This window comes from Mycolicibacter nonchromogenicus, from assembly GCF_002101775.1.
GTDB classification, from domain to species: Bacteria; Actinomycetota; Actinomycetes; order Mycobacteriales; family Mycobacteriaceae; genus Mycobacterium; species Mycobacterium nonchromogenicum.
This window is the reverse complement of sequence record NZ_LQPI01000046.1, coordinates 20,025-46,013: the sequence shown is the minus strand read 5'-3', so window position 1 is coordinate 46,013 and position 25,989 is coordinate 20,025. Positions and strand designations below refer to the sequence as shown.

Below are 25,989 nucleotides of genomic sequence, written 5' to 3'. Positions count from 1 at the left end.
AGCGAGTCGGTTCAGCGGGCTGCCCGACCGTACCCCGCAACCCGCTTAGTATTTGCGCCGTGGTGACCGATGTCGGCGGTACCGGATCCCCCGAGTTACCCCGTGGGCTCGCCACCGGGCCGGTGGCCCGCGCCAGTATGGCCCGGGTCGGCACCGCGACCCTGCTCAGCGCCCTGTGCGGCTACGCGGTGCTGTATCTGGCCGCACGCGACCTGGACCCGGCGGGGTTCTCGGTGTTCGGCGTGTTCTGGGGAGCCTTCGGACTGGTCAACGGCGCTGCGAACGGCCTGCTGCAGGAGACCACGCGGGAAGTCCGGTTCGCCGCCGAGCGCCCCGCATCCGCGCCCGGCCACTCCCCCACGCCACACACCCGTCCACTGCGGGTTGCCGGATTGACCGGGCTGGTGGCGGCCGCGGTGGTTGCCGCCAGCTCGCCACTGTGGGGCGGCCACGTTTTCGTCGAAGCGCGCTGGTTGTCGGTCGGCCTGCTGTGCTTCGGGCTGGCCAACTTCGCGGTACACGCCACGCTGCTCGGCATGTTGGCCGGCGCCAATCGCTGGACGCAGTACGGCGCACTGATGGTGACCGATGCCGGCATCCGGGTGGCCGTGGCCACCGCGACATTCGTCATCGGCTGGGGCCTGGTCGGGTTCCTGTGGGCCACCGTGGCCGGCGCGGTGGCCTGGCTGCTGCTGCTGGCCGCCTCACCCACGGCCCGCTCCGCGGCGCGACTGCTGACCCAGGTGAGCACGGCGGGATTCCTGCGCGGTGCCGCGCACTCGATCACCGCGGCCGGAGCCAGCGCGATCCTGGTGATGGGATTTCCGGTGCTGCTGCAGGCCACCTACGGCGAGTTGGGGGCTGCGGGTGGTGTGGTGATCCTGGCGGTCACGGTGACCCGGGCACCGCTGCTGGTGCCGTTGACCGCCATGCAGGGCAACCTGATCGCGCACTTCGTCGACCAGCGGGGCCACCGGCTGCGGGCACTGCGCACCCCGGCGGGGTCGGTCGCCGCGCTGGGCGCGGTGGGCACGGTGGCGGCGGGCCTGCTCGGCCCCTGGCTGCTGCGCACGGTTTTCGGCGCGGATTATCGCGCCGACGGGTTGCTGTTGGCCGGACTGACCACAGCAGCCACCGCGATCGCGCTGTTGACGCTGACCGGGGCGGCGACCGTCGCCGCGGCACTGCATCGGGCTTACGCCCTGGGCTGGGTGGGCGCCACCGTGGCCTCGACCCTGCTCCTGCTGCTGCCGTTGGACCTGTCGACCAGAACCGTGGTGGCTCTGCTGTGCGGCCCCCTGGTGGGAATCGCGGTGCATCTGGCCGCGTTGCGCACCGATTCGTGAGCCGGGCAAGCGTGTATTTTCGAGACCATCGACACCCGCTACCCCGATGTCTGGGTCATCGTCCCGGCGTTCAACGAGGCGACCGTCATCGGTGACGTGATCGCCGGGATCCGTTCGGTTTTCGACGATGTGGTCTGTGTGGACGACGGAAGCACCGATGACACCGCCGCCGCCGCAAGGCACGCGGGCGCCTACGTCGTGCGGCATCCGGTCAACCTCGGCCAGGGGGCTGCCATTCAGACCGGGGTCGAGTTCGCCCGCGCCCAGCCCGGCGCCCGGCTGTTCGCCACCTTTGACGCCGACGGCCAGCACCGGGTGGCCGACCTGATCCGCATGATCGACCATCTCGAGAACACCGGCCTCGACATCGTCATCGGCACGCGGTTCGCCGCACCTGATGCAGCCGCGGCGGTGCCGCCGCTCAAACGAGTGATCCTGCGGGCCGCGGTGTGGCTCAATCCGCGAATACGCCGACTGGGGCTCTCCGATGCCCACAACGGACTGCGGGTGTTCAACCGGCGGGTGGCCGATGGTCTCGACCTGGCCCTGAACGGGATGGGCCACGCCGGGGAGTTCATCGCTCTCATCGCGGAAAACTGCTGGCGGGTAGGCGAAGTGCCGGTCGAGGTGCTCTACACGGACTACTCGAAGTCCAAGGGGCAGCCGCTGCTCAACGGTGTCAACATTCTGTTCGACGGATTGCTGCGCAAGAGGATGTCGCGATGAACTGGATCAAGGTTCTGCTGATCGCGGCGGTGTTGATGCTGCTGGTCTACCTGCTGTTGTCGCGCCGCTCCGCCCAGTCGCGAGCCTGGGTGAAAGTCGGCTATCTGGTGTTCGTAGTGGCCGGCATCTACGCCGTGCTGCGCCCCGACGACACCACCGTGCTGGCCAACTGGCTCGGGGTGCGTCGCGGCACCGATCTGATGCTGTACGTGCTGATCATGGTTTTCGCCTTCACCACGCTGAGCACCTATATGCGGTTCCGCGATCTGGAGTTGCGCTATGCCCGACTGGCGAGGGTAATCGCACTCGCCCAAGCCCAACCGCCCCAGCCGCTGGAACCGCCACCCACCCAGTAATTCGACAACAGTTGTTCCCGCGGTAACAGTGGGTTTGCCCGCTGTCTTGATCGAGCCCGCACCGTTGCAGGTATGCGGGCAACCGAAGTCCTGGCAGAACCTCTGGCCGACGCGACCGCGGCGCTGCTGACGGTACCGGTGGTCGAGTTATACGCAGCGCTCTGGCGCATCGGCCTGCTGGAGGCCCGATGCCCGGAGACAAGGCGACCGCTGCGGCAGGTGACCCTGCTTCAGCCGGCGTAACGCGACGGCCTCAGCGCACCAGTTCCAGCTTCGCGGAAGACTTCTTGGCCGGGGCCTTCTTGGCTGGGGTCTTCTTGGCGGGCGTCTTCTTGGCGGGCGTCTGCTTGGCGGGTGCCTTCTTGGCTGGCGCCTTCTTGGCGGGCGCCTTCTTGACCGGGGCCTTCTTGACCGGGGCCTTCTTGACCGGCTTGGCCGGAGCCTTCTTGGCGGGCGCCTTCTTGGCGGGCGCCTTCTTGGCGGGCGCCTTCTTGGCGGGGGCCTTCTCGGCTGCCGGCGCCTCTAGCGCCGGTACCAGCGTCAGCGCCCGGGCGGGGGGCTCGATCTCCTTGGGGGACGCGTCGATTGCCTTGGTCGCGCTCGAGAATCGGCTGGCCACGGCCACTGCGGCGGTGGCCGCGGCGGCTGTGCCCAGACCCTGCGCCCAGCCGATGGGGCCGACCGGAGTGCAACCGAGCAGCTGGCTGACCCCGGGCGTGGAGACCATCCCCGCGAACAGCACAAAGGATCCGGCGGCCGTGGCCAGCACCATCGGTGCCCGCGAATCGACAATGGTCTGACCGAGTTCGGTGGTCACCAGCGAGATCAGCGCCACCGTTGCGGCCCGCTGCGGCAGACCCGTTGCGGAGGCCATGGCCCAGGCGGCGGTGCCCGCCGCGGCGGTGACTCCGCCGCGGAACGCCACCGCGCGCCACAGTTTGCGCTCGTCGAGTCCGGGCACCGCGTCACCGATCGGGCCGGCGGGAGTGCTCACCGCCACGGCGGTGGCCGGCAGTGCGTCGGTCAGGGTGTTCATCAGCAGCAGCTGCCGGGTGTTCAGCGGTGAATTCCCGGTGATCGCCGTGCCGATGACGGAGAACATCACTTCGCCGGCGTTTCCGCCCAGCAGTCCGGAGATGGCCAGTTGCACGCCCCTCCACAGTCGGCGGCCCTCGTCGATCGCGTCGACCAGCGCGCCGATCTTGCCGTCGGTCAGCACAACATCGGCGGTGGCATGCGCCGAGTCGCTGCCGTGCGCAACAACCCCCAGGCCCACTGTGGCGGCGCGGATCGCGGCGGCGTCGTTGGCGCCGTCGCCCACCATCGCCGTCACCCGTCCAGCCCGCTCCAGGGTCTGAACGATCTGCACCTTGTTCTCCGGCGACATCCGGGCGAAGATCACCCGCTCGCAGACCACACGCTCTTGTTCCTTGCGGTTCAAGGCATTCCACTCCGAGCCGGTGATGACGTGCTCGGGGGCGACGGTCACGCCCATCTCGGCGGCGATCGCGGTGGCTGTGATCGGGTGGTCACCGGTGATCATCCGGATGTCGACACCACGGGCGGCCAGGTCGGCCAGCAGCTGCGGAGCATCCGCCCGGGGAGTGTCGGCCAGGCCCAGGAAGCCGAGCAGTGTCAGACCGGCGGCCCCGCTGCCCACCAGCCGTTCGGTGGCTTCTGGCTCTTCGCGGACCTCCCGCGCCTGGGCGGCGGTCAGCTTGCCGTGGGCGACCGCGATCACCCGCAACCCCTGAGCCGCCATCTCAGCCACCTGCTGCTCGACCTTCGCGTCGGCGTTCTTGCAGGCCCCCAACACCACTTCCGGTGCGCCCTTGACGAGCAGCTCCGTTCCCAGCACCGACGCCGAGAAGGCGCGACCGGAGCGGAACGGCAGGTGCGCGTCGGGTTCGGTCCAGCGCCGGGCACCGGCGGCGGCCGCCGCACCCTCGACGATGGCCTGGTCGGTGGCGTGCGCGTGAGCCGCACCGTCGGGAGCCGGCGCCGCCTGTGCGGCAGTGCCGAGTACGTCGTCGTCGGAATATCCCGCGAGCGGGCGCACCGTGGCGACCCGCAGACGGTTCTCACTGAGCGTTCCGGTCTTGTCGAAGCAGACCACCTCGACCCGGCCGAGCGCCTCAACCGACCGCGGGATTCGCACCAGCGCACCGGTTTTGGTCAGTCGCTGCGACGACGCGTGCTGAGCCAGGGTGGCCATCAGCGGCATCCCCTCGGGGACGGCGGCGATAGCGACCGCGATCGCATTGCCGAGCGCAACCCGCAGGCCGCCCTGGCGCAACAGGCCGAGCGCACCGACCGCCACACCGCCGGCGGCGCTGTACGGGAAGGTCCGGTACATCAGCTGGGACAGGTGGTGCTGCAGGCCGACCTCGGGCAGCTCGCCGGCGGCCAGTTCGGCAGCCCGCCGGGCCTGGGTGTCGGCACCCACCGCGGTCACCATGGCCAGCGCCTTGCCCGCGATCACCGTGGTACCGGCGTAGAGCATGGAGCTGCGCTCGGCCAGCTCGGCACCGGGTGTGGGGTCCAGCTGTTTGCCGACCGACAGCGATTCGCCGGTCAGCGCCGACTCGTCGACCTCCACGTCGGACACCTCGATGGTCCGGGCGTCGGCGGGCACCACCTCGTTGCTGCGCACCTCGATCAGGTCACCGGGCAGCAGCTGTTCGGCGGGGATCTCGTGGTAGGTCGGCGAACCGTCGGCGTCCATCAGCACGACGCGGGCCGGCGGCGCCTGCTGGGCCAGCAGGGTGTTCAGCCGGCTCTCGGCCCGCAGCCGCTGGTAGGCGGCCAGCATGGCGTTGCCGGTGAGCACCGTGCCCACCATCACCGCGTCGATCGGCGAGCCCAGCATGGCGGTAGCCGCCGAGCACAGCGCCAGGATCGGCGTCATCGGGTCGGACAACTCTTCCCGCACGGCGTGGAAGTACGGCCAGAACACGCCTTGGGCTTCGGCATCCACCGGCGCGCGTTCGGACAGCGGCGTCAGCGCGTCCGGCGTCAACAGCTCCCGCGCCTGCTCGACTGTCATGGCGTGCCACTCGTAGGCCGGTGCCGGCTTGGGTGCGTGCGCACGCAGCACCCGTCGGGCCAGCAGGTATCCCGACAGCATTCCGGCGCCCGCACCGACGGTCACCGGGCCCGGTCCGCGGCTCTGTCCCGTGCTGACGCCGGGGATGGTCGCCCGAACCCCGCGGACCAGCAGCAGCCCGGCGATAGACGACGCCCCGATCGAGATCGCGATCCCACGCTCGGTGGCCGTGCGGGCGGCCGGCAGCGCGCGCAGCACGTGCCAAGCTCCGGCGAGGTCGGCCAGCAGCAGGTCGGCGTAGAACGGCGGAGGCACGCCGTCCTCTTCGCTGGTCGGCATGACACCCAGCGCCAGATCCGCCGCCGCCAGCGCCTGCGCTGCTGAGGTGGACAGCACCGCCACGGTGCGGCCGGACTGCTGCAGATCGGTCACGGCCGCGGCCAGTGCGCCGTCGAGATCGTCGCCGGAGACCGGCCGGATGTCGTCGAAACCCGGACGCAGCTCGCCGAGGATCGCGGTGTCCACCGTGACCAGCTCCGCGCCGGAGGCGCGTCCTTCCAGCACCACCGCCGAGGCCAGCGCATGATGCGCGGGCAGGATCAACGCTTCCACCGGCTCCTTGGCCGACCCGCGACCCGTCATGCCGGGAACCCGGTGCCAACCGGGGCGCAGTCCGGCCTTGTCGAGCAGGCTCTGCGCGCTGTTCCACGCCTTCGGCAGCTCGTGCTCGCCGGCCCCACGGATCTGCACCACCCGGCGTTGTTCACCGGTCAGCGCCCGCGGGTCGATGACCACGGTGTCGATCTTGTCGAGTTGACGCAGGCTTTCCGGCCGCAGCGGCAACACCTCGTGCGAATCGGCAAGTCCCTGTCCCAGCGTCGCGGCGAACGACTCGCAGCTGGTGCGCACCGCTTTCGGTGAGGTGGCCAGGATCGCACTCGAGGTCATGTCCACGTTGCGGGTCAATGCGCCCACCGCCCCGGCGGCGACCAGTTGCGCCATCGCGGCGCCCTTCATGTACCGCTCGGCGGCACCGTCCGGCCGCGGGATCGGCCGCGCGGAGATGTGCACGTCGGAGTGCTCTGCGAAGCGGGCCAGCTCCGGCTCGTAGCGGTTCCAGGCCAGCGCCCCGGCACGGGTCTCGGCGGCTTTGAGCCCCTCCACCATCAGGTCCACCGCCAGGATCGCCGGCGACATGGTGATGACGTGAGCCCCGAGCGAGACCAGCGAAAGCACCTGCTCGGCCTTCTCCGGCCCGATCCGGCTTTCCAGAGCGTTGCGCACCAACGGCTGGTAGCGGGCCACCGACGCCGCGGCGTCGAAGACCTTGGGCGCGGCCGGCAGGCGCATCGCGCTGCCCACGGTGGCGATCGCCAACCCCACCGCGTTGACCCCCACCATCGCACCCTTGGTGGCCAGCAGCAGCCCGTCGCCGGGCAGCGCTGCGGTCTCGGTCAGTGCGGCTTTGTCTTGCGCCTGCTTTTCCAGGGCGTCCACCGTGGCGCACAGGTCGGCCAGTGAAACGTGGTCGCCGATCTCGACGATCACCCGCGACAGCGGGCGGTTCAGCCGCACGGAGGTGACGCCGGGCTGGGCCCGAAGGGCTTCCAGCACCCGGGCGCCGAGATCTTCGCCGTCGGTGTCATCGAGCCCGGGCACCTCGATCCAGGCCCGTCCGGCGCCGCGCCAGCTGCGCCGGCTGGTCAGATCGGAGCGGTCACCGGCCAGAATCTTGGCGCCTTCGCGCAGCGGGATGGCAGCGAGATCCAGGCTCGCCGAGGCGACGGCGCCTACGGCGTCCAGTCCGAAACGGCCGAGTGCGAACACATCCATGGGTTAAACCTCCAGCGTCATTGCAGCGCTGGAGGTCTCTTCCGCCGGCGCCCCGGCCCACAGCCCCGGTCACCCGATGAGGGGCGACGTGATGACGACACTGCGAATTGGGGAATACTCCCCTCCGACCGGCCAGTATGCCACAGACTCAGGAGGTCTTGGCCTGCCGGAAGTACTCCACGGTGCGTGTCACACCTTCGGTCAGCGAGACCTGTGGGCGCCAGCCCAGCACGTCCGCGCCCCGCGAGATGTCCAAGCAGGACCGCTTCAGGTCGCCGAGGCGCGGCGGGTGGAACTCGGGGTCGTCGGGCGCGCCGACGGCGGCCGCCACCGCCGTATGCAGCTGCCGGTCGGAGGTTTCCACCCCGGTGCCGACGTTGAATCGCTGCCCGTTACCGAGCTCACCCGAGGCCCGGACGAAGGCGTCCACCACGTCGTCGACGAACACGTAGTCACGGGTGTTGGAGCCGTCCCCGAACACCTTGGTGGGCCTGCCCTCCAACAGCGCCTGGGCGAAGATCGCCACCACACCGGCCTCGCCATGCGGATCCTGGCGGGGACCGTAGACATTCGCCGGCGCGATGGCCGAACACTGCAGGCCGTAGAGGTGGCCAAAGGTGTTGAGGTAGATCTCACCGGCCACCTTCCCGGCCGCATACGGCGAAGCGGGATCGGGCGGGACGTCTTCCCCGGTCGGGTAGCTCTGCGGGGTGCCGTAGATCGACCCGCCCGAGGAGGTGTGCACGATCTTGCGCACGCCCGCCTTCCGGGCGGCCTCGGCCAGCCGGATCGTGCCGATGACGTTGACCGAGGCGTCGAGGACCGGGTCGGCCACGGAATGACGTACGTCGATCTGGGCGGCCAGATGGAAAATCACCTCGGGGCGATGCTGCGCCACGATCGCCTCCAGATCGCCGGAGACGATGTCTGCCTCGACGAAGCTGAAGTCGGCGTCGCCGGCCAGATGCTCGATGTTGAGGGCCCGGCCGGTGGCGAAATTGTCCAGCCCGACTACCTGGTGCCCGTCCGCCCGCAGGCGGTCGACCAACGTCGATCCGATGAACCCGGCTGCCCCGGTGACCAGTGCTCGCACCGGCCCACCATACCGACAGGTAAGAAAGACGGGTGCCCCGCCGACGACGGTGCGGAGCGAAGCGATGAGGAGGGGGTGGCCGCAGATGCGCACCCGAATCGCCGCTGTGCCCTGGGTGTGCTGGGCGGCGATGGGTTTGATCGCCGCCGGGCTGGTGGTGCGGGCGGTGGTGGCGTTCGGGGGCTACTTCTACTGGGACGACCTGATCCTGATCGGCCGGGCCGGCACCCACCCGCTGTTGTCGCCGGCCTACCTGTTCGACGACCACGACGGACACGTGATGCCGGGCGCCTATCTGGTGGCCGGCGCCCTCTCCAAGCTGTGGCCGCTGCAGTGGGCGGCGCCCGCAACCAGCCTGGTGGTCTTGCAACTGCTGTCGTCGTGCGCGCTGCTGCGGGTGCTGTGGGTGATTCTGGGCTGGCGGCCGGTGCTGCTGATACCGCTGACCTTCGCGCTGTGGACACCGTTGGGTCTGCCGGCCTTCGCATGGTGGGCGGCGGCGCTGAACTCGCTGCCGCTGTGCGCCGCGCTGGCTTGGGTGTGCGCCGACGCGATCCTGCTGGTGCGCACCGGGAATCGGCGCTACGCGTTCACCGCAACCCTGGCCTTTCTGGGCGGCCTGTTGTTCTTCGAGAAGTCCGCGGTGATCCCATTCGTCGCCTTCGCGGTGACCGCACTGCTGAGCTATGTCGGTGGGCAATCACTGGCCGGTGCGATCGCCGGGACGTGGCGGGCCGGGGCGCGGATGTGGACGGCGATGCTGGTGGTGACCGCGGGGTGGATCGGGGTCTACCTGGCCGTGGTGAATCAGAAGCGCTGGAGTTTCGACCTCGAGATGACCCGCGACCTGCTGGTGCGCTCGATCACCCACGGCATCGTGCCGAGCCTGGCCGGTGGTCCGTGGACGTGGGCACGTTGGGCCCCGGCCTCGCCGTGGGCACTGCCGGGACCGGTGGTGATGACGCTCGGCTGGCTGGTGCTGGCCGGCCTGTTGGCGGTGTCGCTGGCACGCAAGCGCCGGGTGGCGCCGGTGTGGGCGGCCGCGGCCGGATATGCGGCGGCCTGCCAGGTGCCGATCTATCTGATGCGCTCCTCGGCGTTCACCGCCCTGGAGTTGGCCCAAACCCTGCGCTACCTGGCTGATCTCGTCGTGGTGCTGGCGATTCTGGGGGCGGTGGGGTTGGGCGCCCCGAATCGGGACTCGTCACGGTGGCTGGACGCCTCACCGCTGCGCACCGTGGCGGTGACCGTCCTGGCCGTCGCGTTCACCGCGAGCAGCCTGTACTCGACGGTGACGTTTCTGGCCTGCTGGCGTGACGATCCGGCTCGCACGTACCTGCAGAACGCGCGGCACGGCCTGGCCGCCGTCCGCGCCGGCTCCGATGCGCCGATGCTGGACCAAGAGGTCGACCCGCTGGTGCTGCAACGCGTCGTCTACCCGGAGAACCTGGCCAGCCACCTGTTCGCGCTGCTTCGCGACAGACCCGAATTCGCTTCGGCGACAACTGAGTTACGGATGCTGACCAACATCGGGACGGTGACCGACGCCCAGGTGACCTGGGTCCGCTCCCTGGTGCCCGGCCCGGTGCCGCACTGCGGTTATCTGATCCAGCCGGACCGGCCGGCGACCCTGGCGCTGGACGGCCCGCTGCTGCCCGCGGACTGGACCGCCGAGATCAACTATCTGGCCAACTCCGACGGCGCGATGACACTGTCGCTGTCCGACGGTCCCGACGTGCGCGTGCGGGTGCGACCGGGCCTCAACCGTGTCTTCGTGCGGCTTCCCGGCGCCGGACACAACGTGTCGGCGCGCGCCGACACCGCAGCGCTGTCGGTCTGCATCGCGGCCGGCCCGGTCGGCTACCTGGCGCCGCGGTAGAGACGGGTGGGAGTGATGGACGATCACGCGACGCATCAGCGCAAATCCGGCGAACTGCGGCGCCAGCTGGGCACATTCGACGCCGTGACGATCGGGCTCGGCTCGATGCTCGGCGCCGGCATATTCGTGGCGTTGGCGCCGGCGGCCCACGCCGCCGGCGCGGCGATGCTGATCGGATTGGTCGTGGCGGCGGTCATCGCCTACTGCAACGCGACCTCCACGGCGCGGCTGGCGGCACGGTATCCCACCTCCGGCGGCGCCTACGTGTACGGGCGCGAGCGACTGGGCCCTTTCTTCGGGTATCTGGCCGGGTGGGGATTCGTCGTCGGCAAGACCGCGTCGTGCGCGGCGATGGCCCTGACCGTGGGTATCTATGCGTGGCCCGCGCACGGGCATGCGATCGCGGTGGCGGTGGTGGTCGGGCTGACCGCCGTCAACGTGCTGGGCGTGCAGAAATCGGCGTGGCTGACCCGGGTGATCGTGGCGGCAGTGCTGGCGGTGCTGGCTGCGGTCGTGGTGACCGCCCTGGGCGCCGAAGCCACGCACTCCTTGCGGTTCGACCACTCGGCGGTGTCGGTGCCGGGGGTGCTGCAGGCAGCGGGCCTGCTGTTCTTTGCGTTCGCCGGCTACGCCCGCATCGCCACGCTGGGCGAGGAGGTGCGGGACCCAGCCCGCACCATTCCCCGCGCGATCCCGATCGCCCTGGCCATCACACTGGTGGTGTACGCGCTGGTGGCGGTGGCGGCATTGAAAGTTCTTGGCCCACAAGGTCTGGCCGGTGCATCCGCGCCCCTGGCGCAGGTCGTGACGGCCGCCGGGGCGGGCAAGCTGAGCCTGGCAGTCCAGATCGGAGCGATTCTCGCGGCCACCGGGTCCCTATTGGCCCTGATTCTGGGAGTGTCGCGGACCACCCTGGCCATGGCCCGTGACCGGTATCTGCCCGGATATCTGACCGCGGTGCATCCCCGGTCCGGGGTGCCGCACCGCGCCGAGATCGCGGTCGGCCTGGTAGTCGCCGTACTGGCCGCCACGACCGATATCCGTGGCGCCATCGGGTTCTCCTCGTTCGCGGTCCTGGTGTACTACGCCGTGGCCAACGCCGCGGCCGCGACCCTGTCCCCCGCCGAGGGACGGCCGTCGCGTCCGATCCCCATCATCGGCCTGGTGGGCTGCGTCGTCGTCGCGTTCGCGTTGCCACTCAGCTCGGTCCTGGCCGGGCTCGTGGTGTTCGCCGTGGGCATCGCCGGCTACGGCGTGCACCGCCGACGCGGGCGGCACCAACAGTAGGCCCAGGAACAACGCGCCGAGCCGACCACGACGCGCCGCGACCCGCGACCGCGCTGGGTACGTTCTACAGTCGTGCCCTCACTGCAAGTCCCTGCGCAATACCTGCGCGGTTCCGCGGCGCCGCAGGCCCGCACCCTGATCGACATTCTGCAGGAGACCGCCGCCCGCTACCCCGACGCGCCCGCCATCGACGACGGCAATGTGGTGTTGACCTATGCGGAGCTGATCGAGGACATCACCGACAGTGTCGCGTGGCTGGGGGCACGCGGCATCGGGCGGGGCGATCGCATCGGCATCCGAATGCCGTCGGGCAATTACGCGCTGTACGTGGCGATCCTGTCGACGCTGGCCGCCGGCGCGGCCTACGTGCCGGTCGACGCCGACGACCCACCCGAGCGCGCCGAGCTGGTGTTCAGCGAAGCCCAGGTGGCCGCGGTGATCACCGAACGGGGATTGACCCGCGGCCCAGGTACGTCGCGCGGCTGGCGAGCCACCGCACCGAAGACCAGCGACGACGCCTGGATCATCTTCACCTCGGGGTCCACCGGCACCCCGAAAGGCGTGGCGATCACGCACCGCAGCGCGGCGGCCTTCGTCGACGCCGAAGCCCAGTTGTTCTTGCAGGACAACCCGATCGGGCCCGGCGACCGCGTATTGGCCGGGCTTTCGGTGGCGTTCGACGCGTCCTGCGAAGAGATGTGGCTGGCCTGGCGCTACGGCGCCTGCCTGGTCCCGGCACCACGGTCACTGGTGCGCAGCGGGATGGACCTGGGGCCGTGGCTGGTGGCGCGCGACGTGACCGTGGTTTCCACGGTGCCGACGCTGGCGGCACTGTGGCCGGCCGAGGCGCTCGAGGCGGTCCGGCTGCTGATCTTCGGCGGCGAATCCTGCCCACCGGAGCTGGTGGCCCGGCTGGCGGTGGACGGTCGCGAGGTGTGGAACACCTACGGCCCCACCGAGACCACGGTGGTGGCCTGCGCGGCGCGGCTCGACGGCACCGGCCCGGTACAGATCGGGCTGCCGCTGATGGGCTGGGACCTGGCCGTGCTCGGCCCCGATGAGACGCCGGTGGCCACCGGCGAGGTGGGCGAGCTGGTGATCGGCGGCGCCGGGCTGGGCCGCTACCTGGACCCCGACCGCGACGCCGAGAAGTACGCGCCGTTGCCGGCGCTGGGATGGCCGCGGGCTTACCGCAGCGGCGATCTGGTGCGACTGGACGCCGACGGGCTGGTGTTCTGCGGCCGAGCCGATGACCAGGTCAAGGTCGGCGGCCGGCGCATCGAGCTGGGTGAGGTGGACAGCGCCCTGGTGACACTTCCCGGGGTCAGCGGCGCTGCGGCGGCGGTGCGGACCAGCGCCACCGGGAGCCCCCTGCTGGTCGGTTACCTGGTCAGCACCGATCCGGACTTCGATCTGGAGGCCGCGCGCGCCGCACTGGGCCGGCAACTGCCCGCCGCGCTGGTGCCCCGGCTGGTGCTGGTCGACGAACTGCCCACCCGGACGTCGGGCAAGGTGGACCGCGATGCGCTGCCCTGGCCGGTGGGACCGGAGCCGGGTGCCCTGCCCGGCGGAGTTCTCGGGGCCGACCCGGACAGCACGCTGGGCTGGCTGGCCGGACTGTGGCGCGACGTCCTGGGCGCTCCCGTCGACGACGAGCAGGCCGACTTCTTCGCGCTCGGCGGCGGATCGCTGCAGGCCGCACAGCTGGTGGCCGCGGTGCGGCAGCGCTACCCGCAGACCACCGTCGCCCAGCTCTACGACCGTCCCCGACTCGGCTCGCTAGCCGGGTTTCTCGACGACATGGGTCGGCGCGATCCCGACGAGCAGGCCGCGTCCCGCACGATTGAGCCCACACCGTGGCAGACCCAAGCCGCGCAGGTGCTGCTGTCGGTGCCGCTGGCCACGCTGACCGGGTTGCAGTGGGTGACGTGGCTGGCGTTGCTCAACAACGTGGTTCTGGCGGTGCGCCCACTGCCCTGGCTGGTGGGACTGAACTGGTGGTGGGTGATCGCCGCGTTCGTGCTGTTCGTGACCCCGCTGGGCCGGATGGGCATCGCCGCACTGGGGGCGCGCGCACTGCTTGCCAATCTGCGGCCGGGCACCTATCGCCGCGGCGGCCCCGAGCACCTGCGGGTGTGGATCGCCGAGCGGCTCGCCACCGCCAGTGGCGCCGAGAATCTGTCCGGCGCACCGTGGCTGGTGTATTACGCGCGGGCGCTGGGTAACAAGGTCGGCGAGGGCGTGGATCTGCACTCCGCCCCGCCGGTGACCGGGATGCTGACGCTGGGCCACCGGTGTTCCATCGAGCCGGAGGTGGACCTGGCCGGGCATTGGATCGACGGCGACGCATTCCACGTCGGTCCGATGACGGTCGGCAACGATGCCACCATCGGGGCCCGCACCACGCTGTTTCCCGGCGCTGTGATCGGCAAGGACGCCGATGTCGCTCCCGGGTCCGGGGTGGTCGGCGAGGTGAAGAAGGGCCAGTACTGGACCGGGTCGCCGGCCGTGAAATCCGGTAAGGCACACCACCCCTGGCCGGATCACCGGCCGCCCCCGCGCCGGATCTGGGCCGCGGTGTACGGGCTGACATCGCTGGCGCTCGCCGCCCTCCCGCTGCTGGCGCTGGGCGCCGGATTGGCCGTGCTGGTCTACGCGGTCCGTGACTGCGCCACCCTGGGCGAGGCGATCCGCCCGGCGGTGCTGAGCATCCCGCCGGCCGCACTGGTCGCGATGTTCGGCTACGCCGCGCTGACCGTGATCGGGGTGCGACTGTTGTCGATCGGCCTGCGCGACGGCTACCACCCCGTGCGCAGCCGGGTGGGTTGGCAACTGTGGGCCACCGAACGCTTGATGGACGCCGCACGCGAATACCTTTTCCCGCTCTACGCGGGCCTGATCACGCCGTGGTGGCTGCGCCTGCTGGGCGCCGAGGTGGGCCGTGGCACCGAGATCTCGACCGCGCTGGTGATTCCGAAGTTCACCACGATCGCCGACGGTGCCTTTCTCGCCGACGACACCATGGTGGCGTCCTACGAGTTGGGCGGCGGCTGGATCCATGTCGCGCCGGCCACCATCGGCAGGCGTGCGTTCCTGGGCAATTCTGGGATCACCCAGCCGGGCCGGCAGGTTCCCGACAACTCCTTGGTGGCTGTGCTGTCGACAGCACCCCACAAATCCAAGACCGGCTCGTCGTGGCTGGGCAGCCCGCCGGTGCGACTGCGGCGTAAGGCTGCCGACCTCGACGTCGAGCGAACGTTCGACCCTCCGCTGGCTCTGAAGCTGATGCGGGCGGTCATGGAGACCTTCCGGCTGATCCCGGTCATGGTGACCTTTGCGATCGGTGCCGCGGTCTTGGGCGTGTTGCAGTGGGGGGCAACGCAGTACGGCTATGGCTGGACCGCCCTGGGCAGCGGCGTGACGCTACTGGCCGCGGGAGCGGTCGCCGGCGGGAGTGCGGTGGCCGCGAAGTGGCTGATCGTGGGGCGGATCCGGGCGGCACAGCGTCCGCTGTGGTCGTCGTTCGTGTGGCGCAACGAGGTCTCCGACGCCTTCGTCGAAACAGTTGCCGCCCCGTGGTTCGCCCGCGCCGCGACCGGTACCCCGGTGATGAATCTGTGGTTACGCGCGCTCGGCGCCGGCATCGGCCGCGGCGTGTGGTGTGAGACGTACTGGCTGCCCGAAGCCGACCTGGTGACGCTGGCCCCCGGCGCGACGGTGAACCGCGGCTGTGTGGTGCAGACCCACCTGTTCCACGACCGGATCATGCAGATGGACACCGTCACGCTGGACGCCGGCGCCACGTTGGGACCCAACTGTGTGGCATTGCCCGCGGCCCGGCTGGGCGCCGGCGCCACCGTCGGGCCTGCTTCGCTGGTGATGCGCGGTGACGAGGTACCGGCGGGCACTCGCTGGCAGGGCAATCCGATTGCGCCGTGGCTGGTGCCGGGCAAAAAGCGCGGCGCGTCGGCCCCCGCGAGTCAGGAGCCCGCGGCATGAGCAAGCCCGCCAAGACTCCGCCGAAGGCGGCCAAGGCCCCCGCGCCGGCCGTAGACCCCTATCTGCCCGACAGCGGCAACAGTGGCTACCGGGTCTCGCGCTACGAACTCGATCTGGAATACAAGGTCGCCAGTAACCGGCTCTCGGGCACCGCCAACATCACCGCGATCGCGCTGTCCGCACTGCGCGAGGTCAGCCTGGACCTGGCCGAGACGCTGTCGGTGGCCAAGGTCTGGGTCAACGGTCGCCCACCTGCCCGATTCTGGGCCTCAGCGGCCAAACTGCGGATCAAGCTGGCCGCCACGGTGCCTACCGGTGCCGCACTGGTGATCGTGGTCCGGTACTCGGGTTCACCGCGCCCCAGCGAAACCCTCTGGGGTGAAGTGGGTTTCGAGGAGCTGTCCGACGGGGCGCTGGTCTCCGGGCAGCCCAACGGCGCACCGTCGTGGTTCCCCTGCGACGACCACCCCTGCACCAAGGCCAGCTACCGGATCCAGATCAGCACCGACAGCCCCTACTACGCGCTGGCCAACGGCGAGCTGCTGTCGCGGCGGGTCCAGGCCTCGCGCACCACCTGGACTTACGAGCAGGCCGAGCCCACCCCGACCTATCTGGTCACCCTGCAGATCGGCCGGTATGTGACCCGCCGACTGCCGGGCTCGGCGGTGGCGATCCGCGCGGTGCTGCCCGCGCGCCTGCAGAGGGAGTTCGAACGGGATTTCGCGCAACAGTCGCAGATGATGGAGCTGTTTGTGCGCCTGTTCAGCCCCTACCCGCTGGCGGCCGGCTACACCGTGCTGGTGACCGACGACGACTTGGAGATACCCCTTGAAGCACAGGGGATTTCGATCTTCGGGGCCAATCACTGCGACGGCACCGGAGCATCTTCCCGGCTGATCGCCCACGAACTGGCCCACCAATGGTTCGGCAACAGCGTCACCCTGCGGCGCTGGAGTGACATCTGGCTGCACGAGGGGTTCGCCTGCTACGCCGAATGGCTGTGGTCCGAGCATGCCGGGGGGTCCAGCGCCGACCAGTTGGCGCGGCGTTACCACCGGCAGTTGGCAGGCCTGCCGCAGGATCTGCTGCTGGCCGATCCCGGGCCCGCCGACATGTTCGACGACCGGGTGTACAAGCGCGGAGCGCTCACGCTGCATCTGCTGCGCGGCCGCTTGGGCGACGACGCCTTCTTCACGCTGCTGCGCGACTGGACGTCGCGCTACCGCCACGGCAACGCCGGCACCGAAGACTTCACCGCGCTGGCCGCCGGATACACCGACGAACCGCTACAGCCGTTGTGGCAGGCCTGGCTGTACTCCACCGCACTGCCGCCGCTGGCCGACTCCTAGGCGGATCGGGCTGCTGACCGCGGCCGCCGGGACCGGTGCGGCAGGACCCGCCGTTGCGACCAGCTCAGGTCGAAGTCGACGACCAGCGCGGCCGGCACCGCCAGTGCCACCGGGGTGAACATCGGCGATTCCTGGTCGCCGGCGATGCCGGTGAGCACCCGGCCGCCGTAGCCGTCTTCGGTGCCGGGCACCGTGACGCGCACTCGCGCCGACACCGCGCCCGGGCGCGGACGCAGGTAGAAGACGCTGCCCGGCTCCACCGGACCGGTCAACTCGTTCCCGTCGGCGTCCAGCAGCACCGCGCCCTCGGCGCTGAGTTCCGCGGAGTCTGCGACCGACAGGCGCAGCGGCCCCACCAGACCGTCGGCCAGGACGGCGTCCGAGGTGTTCAATCCGGGTGCGGTGGTGCGCGCTCGTGCCGCACCGGCCAGCAGATAGCCGTAGAGTGCCACGATGCGGTCGGCATTGCGGTAGGTGCTGGTGCCGTGCAGCCCGAAGTCGACATCGCCGAGGGTGGCTGAGGTCGCCGACCCGGCCACCGCCAGACGGTAGAACCGGTGCCCCCCGACGGTGGCGCCCACGCCGAGCGCCTTGCGATGAGAGCCGGTGGTCTCAACGGCCAGCCGCGACGACTTCACCTCCCGCCAGGCACGGCCGTCGTCGGATTTGTGCAGCGTCACCGTCACCGGCCCGGCGGCGAGCAGTTCGACGGTGTAGCCGCCCAACTCGAGGGCCTCTTCGAACTCCACGGTCACCCCGTCGGCGTCGCGCAGCACCCGGACCGGTTCGGTGCGGGCACGAGTGTCCAGCTCCAGACCGTTGGTCAACCGCCAGATCGCGGCCTGGGTGGCGGCAATCGCCTCATGTTCGGTGATGTTGCCGCGGCCCAGCCGATGTCCGGCCTCGCGCAGCCGACGGCTCAACTCGACGGTGGTCAGCCGCGGAACCGAGTTGCGCAGGATCCAGTCGACCTGAACCTCTCGGGGGTCACGGGCGTCAGCACGCAGGTTCGGAACCGCCGACCAGGTGTCGATCCGGTACTGCGACGGCCGCGTGGGGGCGATGCCGTGGAAGTCCAGCGAGTACGCCGCGATGCCCGGGTTCAGGCGAATCAGATCGGTGCGCGCGCTCGTTCCGTCGGTGAACACGATCCGGTCCACGGTGTGCGAATACGTGCCGCCGTGATAGCGGGTCATCCGGTCGATGTCGACGGCCGGACGGGGCTGCACCCGGCGGCGGACGGAAACCGTGGGTTCGGTGTCGAGCAGGGGAAGAACGGGGGTTGAAACGGTCATGCCGAGTCGACTTTCTGGTCTGAAGCGCGCACGGCAGCATCTCGCCGAGAGAGGGCGGGCTGCGACGCAGAGGAATCAGGGCGTCAGAAGATCAACAACAACAGCACGCGGCAGGGCGGCACGAAACGTGCGGCTGCGGCAGCGTGATGTTCGACATAGGCATACCCTACGACATGCACCGCAGCAGCGCGAACAGCGAGGTTTCAATTCGCCCTGAGCGCAACTGGTGGGCAAACCGGGACGATAGTCCATGATTGGCGCCGTTACTCATCAGGAGGAAGCAATGACGTCCGCTCAGAACGAATCTCAGGCGTTGGGGGACCTCGCCGCACGGCAGCTTGCCAATGCGACGAAGACCGTCCCGCAGCTGTCGACCATCACGCCGCGGTGGCTGCTGCACCTCCTGAACTGGGTCCCCGTCGAGGCCGGTATCTACCGGGTGAACCGGGTGGTCAACCCCAACGAGGTCGCCATTGCCGCCGAGCAGGGCGCCGGGTCGGCAGAACCACTGCCGCAGACGTTCGTGGACTACGAGACCAGCCCCCGCGAGTACACCCTGCGTTCGATCTCGACGCTGCTCGATGTGCACACCCGGGTCTCCGACCTGTACTCCAGCCCGCACGACCAGATCGCACAGCAGCTGCGGCTGACCATCGAGACCATCAAGGAACGCCAGGAGTTTGAACTGGTCAACAACCCCGAGTACGGCCTGTTGGCCCAAGTCACGCCGGAGCAGACCATCTCCACCCTGACCGGCCCGCCCACCCCCGACGACCTGGATTCGCTGATCACCAAGGTGTGGAAGACCCCCGGTTTCTTCCTGACCCACCCGCTGGGGGTGGCCGCCTTCGGTCGCGAGGCCACCCGCCGCGGGGTGCCGCCGGTGGTGGTGAACCTGTTCGGTGCACAGTTCATCACCTGGCGCGGCATCCCGATCGTGCCCAGCGACAAGGTGCCGGTGGAGGACTCCAAGACCAAGTTCCTGCTGATCCGCACCGGCGAGGAGCGTCAGGGCGTCGTCGGGTTGTTCCAGCCCGGCCTGGTCGGCGAGCAGGCACCGGGCCTGTCGGTCCGGTTCACCGGCATCAACCGGTCGGCGATCGCGTCCTACCTGGTCACGCTGTACAACTCGCTGGCCGTTCTCACCGATGATGCGCTCGCTGTGCTCGACGACGTCGCGGTGGACCGTTTCCATGAGTACAAGTGACCCCAGGCCGGTAGGCACCGGGGGCGACCTGCCGATCAGCGCGGCTGAGCTGGAGGTTCTGGCCAACCAGCTGTTCGCCGCCGGCGGACCCGGCCCGGACTCCCCGCCGCAGACCACCGCGGTGGCGCCTCGGGGCGGTGTCCCCGACGCGTCCGGGCTGCTGCCGCCGGGCCTGGCCGATCTCTCCGCGTTCGCGGTGCCGCGCGGCATCGTGCCGACGGCGCCCGGGGTGCTGGCCGGTTCCCCGGCCGGGGTCGTCGGTGTCGCACCGCGTGGGTCGGCCCCCGGCTGGCCGGGGAGTGCGCCGACGGTTCCGCAGCTGGATTGGCACGGCACCCCCGTGCCGGCGGCCGGTGGTGACGAGGCCAACTACGCCTTCCTGTCGCATCGGGTGCCGGCCGCCGAGCCGGCTCCGACGGTGCCGGACTCACACGAGATCTTCGACGTCAACGCGGTACGCGCGGACTTCCCGATCCTGCGCGAGACCGTCAACGGCAAGCCGTTGATCTGGTTCGACAACGCCGCCACCACGCAGAAGCCGCAGGCGGTGATCGACCGGCTGTCGTACTTCTACGCCCACGAGAACTCCAACATCCACCGGGCGGCACACGAGCTCGCAGCCCGTGCCACCGACGCCTATGAAGACGCCCGTGACACTGTGCGGCGCTTCGTGGGTGCGCCGCGCAGCGAGGACATCGTCTTCGTGCGCGGCACCACCGAGGCGATCAACCTGGTGGCCTATGCCTGGGGCGGCAAGAATCTGCGCCCCGGCGACGAGATCGTCATCACCCACCTGGAGCACCACGCGAATATCGTTCCGTGGCAGCTGATCTCGAAGAAGACCGGGGCGGTGCTGAAGGTGGCGCCGGTGGACGACGCGGGCAACCTGCTGCTGGGCGAATTCGAAGATCTGTTGGGTCCGCGGACCAAACTCGTTGCCGCCACGCATGTCTCCAACGCGCTGGGCACCGTCACCCCGGTGCATGACATCGTCGAGCTCGGGCACCGCTACGGCGCTCGAGTGCTGATCGACGGGGCGCAGTCGATTCCCCACATCCCCATCGACGTGCAGTCGCTGGGCGCGGACTTCTTCGCGTTCTCCGGGCACAAGATCTTCGGCCCCACGGGGATCGGAGTGCTCTACGGCACCGAAGAGGCGCTGGCCGAGACGCCGCCGTGGCAGGGTGGAGGCAACATGATCGCCGACGTCACCCTGGAACGCTCGCTGTATCAGGAACCGCCCAACAAGTTCGAGGCGGGGACCGGGAACATCGCTGACGCGGTGGGCCTCGGCGAAGCCCTGCGCTACGTGGAACGCGTCGGCATTGAGCGCATCGCCGCCTATGAGCACGCCCTGCTGGAGTACGCCACACCACGCCTGGCCGAGATCCCCGGGGTGCGGCTCGTGGGCACCGCCGACGAGAAGGCCAGCGTGTTGTCGTTCGTGCTGGCCGGCCACGACCCGGTGGAAGTGGGCAAGGCACTCAACTCCGAGGGCATTGCGGTGCGTGCCGGTCACCACTGCGCGCAGCCGATCCTGCGCCGCTACGGCTTGGAGGCCACCGTGCGACCGTCGTTCGCGTTCTACAACACCTTTGAAGAGATCGACGTTTTCATCAGAGCCGTACGGCGCATCGCCGAAGGGAGCGCCTAGCTCCTATGGCGGCCTCGGCAGGAAAGGGCAATTGATGGGCAAGATCTACGGCAACGTCACCGAGCTGGTCGGACGTACTCCCCTGGTGCGGCTCAACCGGCTGACCGAGGGGCTGGGCGCCCAAGTGGTGGCCAAACTCGAGTTCTATAACCCCGCCAACAGCGTCAAGGACCGCATCGGCGTCTCGATCATCGACGCCGCGGAGAAATCCGGCCAGCTGCGCCCCGGCGGCACCATCGTCGAGGCCACCAGCGGTAACACCGGTATCGCCCTGGCGATGGTCGGCGCCGCCCGCGGGTACAAGGTGATCCTGACCATGCCGGACACCATGTCCACCGAGCGCCGGGTGATGCTGCGCGCCTACGGCGCCGAGATCGTGCTGACGCCCGGCTCCGAGGGGATGGCCGGTGCGGTGGCCAAGGCCAAGCAGATCGTCGCCGACACCCACAACGCCCTGTCCGCGAATCAGTTCGCCAACCCGGCCAACCCGGCCGTCCATGAACGCACCACCGCCGAGGAGGTGTGGGAGGACACCGACGGCGCCGTCGACATCTTCGTCGCCGGCATCGGTACCGGCGGCACGCTCACCGGCGTCTCGCACGTCCTCAAGGCACGCAAGCCCGAGGTCCAGATCGTGGGCGTGGAGCCCAAGGACTCCGCGATCCTCAACGGCGCCGACCCCGGTCCGCACAAGATCCAGGGGCTGGGACCCAACTTCATCCCCGAGGTGCTCGACCGCAACGCCTACGACGAGATCATCGACGCCCAGTTCGATGACGCCATCCGGGTGTCTCGCGCCCTGGGCACCCAGGAGGGCATCCTCGGCGGAATCTCGGCCGGCGCCAACGTGTGGGCCGCCCTGGAGCTGGCCAAACGGCCCGAGAACGCCGGGAAGCTGATCGTGGTGGTGATCCCGGACTTCGGCGAGCGCTACATCTCGACGCCATTGTTCGAACACATCAGGGAATGATCGCGTTCGTGAGCCTGTGGAGAACGCTGCGCGAGGACCTGCGCAACGCGCGCGCCCATGACCCGGCCGCGCGGGGCGACTTCGAGAACGCCCTGGTCTATTCCGGACTGCACGCGATCTGGGCGCATCGGCTGGCGCACCGGCTGTGGGCAAGACCGGCGCTGCGCGGGGTGGCCCGCGTGCTGGCTCAGGCCACCCGGTTCGCCACCGGAATCGAGATCCACCCCGGCGCGACCATCGGCCGGCGATTCTTCATCGACCACGGTCTGGGCGTGGTGATCGGTGAGACCACCGAGATCGGTGATGACGTCATGGTCTACCACGGCGTCACCCTCGGCGGGCGTTCACTGAATCAGGGCAAGCGCCACCCGACCATCGGCAATGGCGTGACGGTGGGCGCCGGCGCCAAGGTGCTCGGCCCCATCACCATCGGCGACGGCAGCGCTATCGGCGCCAATGCCGTTGTTACCCAAGATGTTCCGGCAGACTGCATCGCCACGGGAATACCGGCCGCGGTGCGGCATCGCACCGAGAAGCAGCGCGAGCCGTTGGTGGATCCGACCAGCTACATCGACCCGGCGATGTACATCTGAGTCATCGCGGCTGCGTCCTGCATGGAGCCACCTAGGAGAATCGAACTCCTGACCTATTCATTACGAGCCAATGACTCCGGGAGATCTCGCTCCCAGTGACGGCGCCGCGCAACCGCGTTGAGCGGCAGTGTTATTACTCAGCTAGTCCGGCGGGAGCTGCCGGAGGCTCGGCTGGGTGTGGCCTGCTCCGTAGCCTCGCGGCGGTACCGGTCTAGGGCGTCGGCAACCGAATTGCCTCTGGCACCCTATGCAATCCAGCAACCCGGCTGCGGCAACCGGCCAGCGTCGATGGCGTAGCCAGTCGGCTCGACCCAGCTGTCAGATTCCGTGGCAGCCGTCTGCGAGTACCAGGTCGACTACCAGCCGGGCTTCGTCGTAGCTGTTGTAGATGCCTCGGTCGGTCAGGGACAACGCCAGGTCAACCGGCTGCATCTCCGGGTATTGGTAATGCCACGAACAGATCATCGGTTCGGCGATACGAGCCTGCGGGGTGGCCAGCGGGGGAACCGAGGTGGTGGGGCCCGATGGTGGAACCACGATGGTGGGTGGTGCAGGGGGCGGCGCAGCTGCAGACGTCGGGACCGGCGGCGCGGCGACTGGCGCGGGCGCGGTGGAGCTGGACGACGGCGCAGCCGCGATGGGCGCGGTGGAGCTGGACGACGGCGCAGCCGCGATGGGCGCGGTACCCGGCGCAGTGCTGCGGCCGAGCATGAACATGGCTGCGGCCAGCGCCCCGGCGGCTGCCAGCACCAGCGCGAGAATCCAGCCCGTGCGCGACGGCGGCTGATAGTCGATGACCGGAACACTGCTGGTGTGGTCGCTGTAGGCCAACTGGCCAGCGCTCGCAGTCTCGGACGGATCAAGCTCAGTGGTCGGCTGCGGCTCGTCGGCGGCTGCCGCTTGGGTGACTTCGTCGTCAGCCATAGGGGAACCGTAACCCCGTCGCCTCGCTCTCAGTGACCGACAACCCGTCGCCGACCACCGCCATCACAGCCTGATACCTCTGCTCAGCCACGCTCAACTCCTCCCTCATCAAGGGCTCAACCGAAGTAGCTGTCAAGCATCACCCGAAGCCACGATGCCAAGCCTCCATCCGATACATCAGCTGGCGCGAATACGACGTCCCCACCGCAGCATGTGATCTAGCTCGGTGGCTGAGCCAGGCGACTCAGGAATGCGTGAACAGCGGATGGGTCTTCGGTTGCACGCAGCAGTCGATGACTGACGGGAAGATTCTGTAAGGCTACACGGATGGCATGGCGGTCATCGGGACGCGCCTGGCTGATGACCGCGCGAGGATCCCCCAGCGCGACGTCAGCGAGTGCGACCAAGTCTTGGGCATGCCGCTCGGGGTTGCGGGTGTCCACGATCCATGCGCGGGCTTTCACTACCAAGGCACCCAGCAGGTTCGGGCGGCGGATGTAACCCACACGCCCGCTGAGGTTCACCGGCACCCGCTCGGCTCGGGTCAGTGCCTGGTTACCGCCGTCCGCCTGAAGACCCGGACGCCCCGAAGTCGTCGTCGGGTAGCGCTGCTGGCGGTCGAGTCCTTCGGGGATCATCACGTCGATGGTGGTGTTGCCCCGAGCGAAACGGTAACCGAAGCCGTCGCTGGTAGGGCTTTCGGTGAATCCGCTGTCGGTCAAATATGCCGCGGTGCCGCGCAACGCATCACGGCGCGTCCAGACTCCGACGACCATGTCGCCGTCATCGGTGGGACGGTGCCCGGTGGTGGAATGCTCAGCCAGATGAAGCGCCGTCATCTGCCCACCCACCAGCACCCAGGGAGGCGGGCCAGTCTCCTCAAAGTCGAACAGTGTCGCCCACATCGCTTCCTGGTGTTCGGGCATCTGCGGCAACGCGACCGGCTCACGTTCGATCGTCGGAATTTTCTCCGGGACAGTGCGCAGCACCTCGCTCCAGGCATGCAGGTCGCCGAGGGTGAGGGAGATTGCTTCGCTTTTGGCCAGTTCGCGCAGCACTCGGATGTGCTGCTTGCGTTCATCCTTCGCCAGTGCCGGCGCGAGTCCTATCCGGGTGCACAGACGGTTCACCGCCTTACCGATATCCGCAGCGCTGGCCGAATCCTGTTGTGGGGCAGATGTCTTGATGGCACAAAAAATCTCGGTGGCACTGGGCACCGATTGCCCGGTGATAGCCGCGATCGCAACCAAGGCCGCGGCGTTGTCCCCAGTGCCCGGTTCTGACACGACTCACCCTTCCCGCACCGCGCGCAGCGCGTCATTGATCAGTGCGCAACCCGCAGCGCGGGTGCGCGCGTCGGCGTCGTCAGCGAGGTCGGCTCCGGCGATCAGCCGTGGCGCAGCCGCATTGTCGAACGGCGCGGCATCGGTCACCCGTAATGTGAGGTTGCCCCGCGCACTGTCGATCAAGACGAACTTTTCCACCAACTCGCGGCGGGTCTGATCGTTGACGTAGGCGTCGGCAGATCCGCCGGCTGCCAGCCCAAGGCTGTACTCCGATGCGGCGCTGATCCCGGTGGCCAGGACACCGTCGGCGGCCAAGAGCTGCGCCAGGTCGCGTTCGCCGACGCGGTAGCGGTCCACCGAATTCGCCCGCCGCGACAGCCACCGCCGCACCAACGCGCAAGCGTCTACGTCGCGGTCCGCGGAGTGCACCAGGCGGCTGCGCAAGCGGTAGCGATCGGCCGCGGTAAGCCCGTCATCGAGGCCGTCGCACAACGCAGCGGCAGCCCAGGCGATGCGCGGCGCGAAGGATCGCCCGGTGGCACCAGCAGCCACGAGGTCGGCGTGGCGGTCCAGGCTATCGGCGTCAATCAGCCACTGTCTACCGGCGCGCCTCGCGAGCAGTGCTCCCGCAGCGATGAGCGCGCGCACCCGGGAGGGGTGTACGCCCAGGCGCTCGGCAGCTTGCAGCGTGGTGACACTACTGGACATATGCACAACTATAGTCATAACGATATAGTTGTGCATATGTCAGGTTGGGTGCCCCGTCCCAACGTGCGCACGCACTGGCGGGCGATCCGCGGCGAGGACTTCAAGTGGGTTGTCCCGCACTCGATCCGCAAGTCCGTCGTCACCGCGGTGGAACGCTCGATGGGGCTGGAAGCCGCAGCCCGGCAGGCCGGGCACAGCAGCAGCGAAATCACCCGCCGCCACTACGTCGAGCGGTCCGTCACGGTGCCCGACTACACCGCCGCCCTGGCCGAGTATTCGCGCCCTATCCGCGCCCTACAGGCTGTCAAAGAGGAACAGGCGGGTGATTACCCCGCCTGAACTGCATGGAGCCACCTAGGAGAATCGAACTCCTGACCTATTCATTACGAGTGAATTGCTCTACCGACTGAGCTAAGGTGGCGCGCCCCGCCTAAACCG

Annotated in this window: 19 protein-coding genes and 1 tRNA gene; 13 read left to right on the top strand and 7 right to left on the bottom strand. The window is 69.3% G+C overall.

The genetic code is table 11. The annotated features are described in order from the left end of the window. Positions 1–62 precede the first annotated feature (62 nt). From AWC18_RS12135 to AWC18_RS21665, 4 genes are all read left to right on the top strand, one after another. Positions 63–1,346: a polysaccharide biosynthesis protein gene (locus AWC18_RS12135; protein ID WP_420093336.1), complete on the top strand. Its 1,284-nt coding sequence runs from the start codon at positions 63–65 to the stop codon at positions 1,344–1,346. A 27-nt stretch (positions 1,347–1,373) separates the two neighbouring features. After that, positions 1,374–2,072, top strand: a complete 699-nt coding sequence (gene ppgS / locus AWC18_RS12130; protein ID WP_085138892.1) for a polyprenyl-phospho-N-acetylgalactosaminyl synthase PpgS — start codon at positions 1,374–1,376, stop codon at positions 2,070–2,072. Beyond that, the gene (locus AWC18_RS12125) at positions 2,069–2,428 is read left to right on the top strand and encodes a DUF2304 domain-containing protein (protein ID WP_064997688.1); all 360 of its coding nucleotides are present in this window, start codon (positions 2,069–2,071) and stop codon (positions 2,426–2,428) included. The genes ppgS and AWC18_RS12125 overlap by 4 nt, the downstream gene beginning before the upstream one ends. 72 nt (positions 2,429–2,500) lie before the next feature. Next, a complete protein-coding gene (locus AWC18_RS21665) occupies positions 2,501–2,671 on the top strand; it encodes an Rv1535 domain-containing protein (RefSeq protein ID WP_165758001.1) in 171 nt (56 codons plus the stop codon). A gap of 10 nt (positions 2,672–2,681) precedes the next feature. On the opposite strand, the gene AWC18_RS12120 is transcribed toward AWC18_RS21665, so the two are convergent. Both AWC18_RS12120 and AWC18_RS12115 read right to left on the bottom strand, forming a co-directional pair. After that, positions 2,682–7,307: a cation-translocating P-type ATPase gene (locus AWC18_RS12120; RefSeq protein WP_085138891.1), complete on the bottom strand. Its 4,626-nt coding sequence runs from the start codon at positions 7,305–7,307 to the stop codon at positions 2,682–2,684. Positions 7,308–7,455: 148 nt separating this feature from the next. Further along, positions 7,456–8,400 (bottom strand): NAD-dependent epimerase/dehydratase family protein, encoded by a 945-nt coding sequence (locus tag AWC18_RS12115; RefSeq protein ID WP_085138890.1) that lies wholly within the window; start codon positions 8,398–8,400, stop codon positions 7,456–7,458. A gap of 130 nt (positions 8,401–8,530) precedes the next feature. On the opposite strand from AWC18_RS12115, the gene AWC18_RS12110 reads away from it, so the two are divergent. The 4 genes from AWC18_RS12110 to AWC18_RS12095 all read left to right on the top strand — a co-directional run bounded on the left by AWC18_RS12110 (position 8,531) and on the right by AWC18_RS12095 (position 16,914). After that, a complete protein-coding gene (locus AWC18_RS12110) occupies positions 8,531–10,279 on the top strand; it encodes a hypothetical protein (RefSeq protein ID WP_109560071.1) in 1,749 nt (582 codons plus the stop codon). Between the two features lie 15 nt (positions 10,280–10,294). Next, entirely contained in the window at positions 10,295–11,566 is a 1,272-nt protein-coding gene (locus AWC18_RS12105; RefSeq protein ID WP_085138888.1) for an APC family permease, read from the top strand. Between the two features lie 72 nt (positions 11,567–11,638). After that, positions 11,639–15,565 carry a Pls/PosA family non-ribosomal peptide synthetase gene (locus AWC18_RS12100; protein WP_085138887.1) on the top strand — a complete coding sequence of 1,309 codons (3,927 nt, stop codon included), beginning with the start codon at positions 11,639–11,641 and terminating at the stop codon, positions 15,563–15,565. Then, positions 15,562–16,914 (top strand): M1 family metallopeptidase, encoded by a 1,353-nt coding sequence (locus tag AWC18_RS12095; protein ID WP_085138886.1) that lies wholly within the window; start codon positions 15,562–15,564, stop codon positions 16,912–16,914. Before AWC18_RS12100 ends, AWC18_RS12095 begins: the two co-directional genes overlap by 4 nt. On the opposite strand, the gene AWC18_RS12090 is transcribed toward AWC18_RS12095, so the two are convergent. Next, positions 16,911–18,209 (bottom strand): TQXA domain-containing protein, encoded by a 1,299-nt coding sequence (locus AWC18_RS12090; protein ID WP_085138885.1) that lies wholly within the window; start codon positions 18,207–18,209, stop codon positions 16,911–16,913. The two genes, AWC18_RS12095 and AWC18_RS12090, sit on opposite strands and share 4 nt — an antisense overlap. 283 nt (positions 18,210–18,492) lie before the next feature. On the opposite strand from AWC18_RS12090, the gene AWC18_RS12085 reads away from it, so the two are divergent. Genes AWC18_RS12085 through epsC form a run of 4 tightly spaced genes read left to right on the top strand, consistent with a single transcriptional unit; the run spans position 18,493 to position 22,633 of the window. Further along, a complete protein-coding gene (locus AWC18_RS12085) occupies positions 18,493–19,416 on the top strand; it encodes a family 2A encapsulin nanocompartment shell protein (protein WP_064998316.1) in 924 nt (307 codons plus the stop codon). Then, positions 19,358–21,070, top strand: a complete 1,713-nt coding sequence (locus AWC18_RS12080; protein WP_420093333.1) for a family 2A encapsulin nanocompartment cargo protein cysteine desulfurase — start codon at positions 19,358–19,360, stop codon at positions 21,068–21,070. Before AWC18_RS12085 ends, AWC18_RS12080 begins: the two co-directional genes overlap by 59 nt. 34 nt (positions 21,071–21,104) lie before the next feature. Beyond that, positions 21,105–22,040, top strand: a complete 936-nt coding sequence (cysK, locus tag AWC18_RS12075; protein ID WP_064998314.1) for a cysteine synthase A — start codon at positions 21,105–21,107, stop codon at positions 22,038–22,040. Positions 22,041–22,048: 8 nt separating this feature from the next. After that, entirely contained in the window at positions 22,049–22,633 is a 585-nt protein-coding gene (gene epsC / locus AWC18_RS12070) for a serine O-acetyltransferase EpsC (RefSeq protein ID WP_064998331.1), read from the top strand. Between the two features lie 318 nt (positions 22,634–22,951). Here the strand turns inward: epsC and AWC18_RS12065 are convergent, their stop codons facing one another. The 3 genes from AWC18_RS12065 to AWC18_RS12055 form a co-directional block, all read right to left on the bottom strand. Further along, complete coding sequence (locus AWC18_RS12065) at positions 22,952–23,557, bottom strand: hypothetical protein (protein ID WP_085138883.1); 606 nt, start codon at positions 23,555–23,557, stop codon at positions 22,952–22,954. Between the two features lie 218 nt (positions 23,558–23,775). Continuing rightward, positions 23,776–24,843, bottom strand: a complete 1,068-nt coding sequence (locus tag AWC18_RS12060) for a hypothetical protein (RefSeq protein WP_085138882.1) — start codon at positions 24,841–24,843, stop codon at positions 23,776–23,778. A 3-nt stretch (positions 24,844–24,846) separates the two neighbouring features. Further along, on the bottom strand, positions 24,847–25,551 hold the full coding sequence (locus AWC18_RS12055; RefSeq protein WP_064998311.1) for a helix-turn-helix domain-containing protein: 705 nt from the start codon (positions 25,549–25,551) through the stop codon (positions 24,847–24,849). A 147-nt stretch (positions 25,552–25,698) separates the two neighbouring features. Here AWC18_RS12055 and AWC18_RS12050 point away from each other — a divergent pair, with 147 nt between their 5' ends. Continuing rightward, a complete protein-coding gene (locus AWC18_RS12050; protein ID WP_064998330.1) occupies positions 25,699–25,890 on the top strand; it encodes a hypothetical protein in 192 nt (63 codons plus the stop codon). 6 nt (positions 25,891–25,896) lie between these two features. Here the strand turns inward: AWC18_RS12050 and AWC18_RS12045 are convergent. Then, positions 25,897–25,972, bottom strand: a tRNA-Thr gene (locus AWC18_RS12045). Between the last annotated feature and the right edge of the window lie 17 nt (positions 25,973–25,989).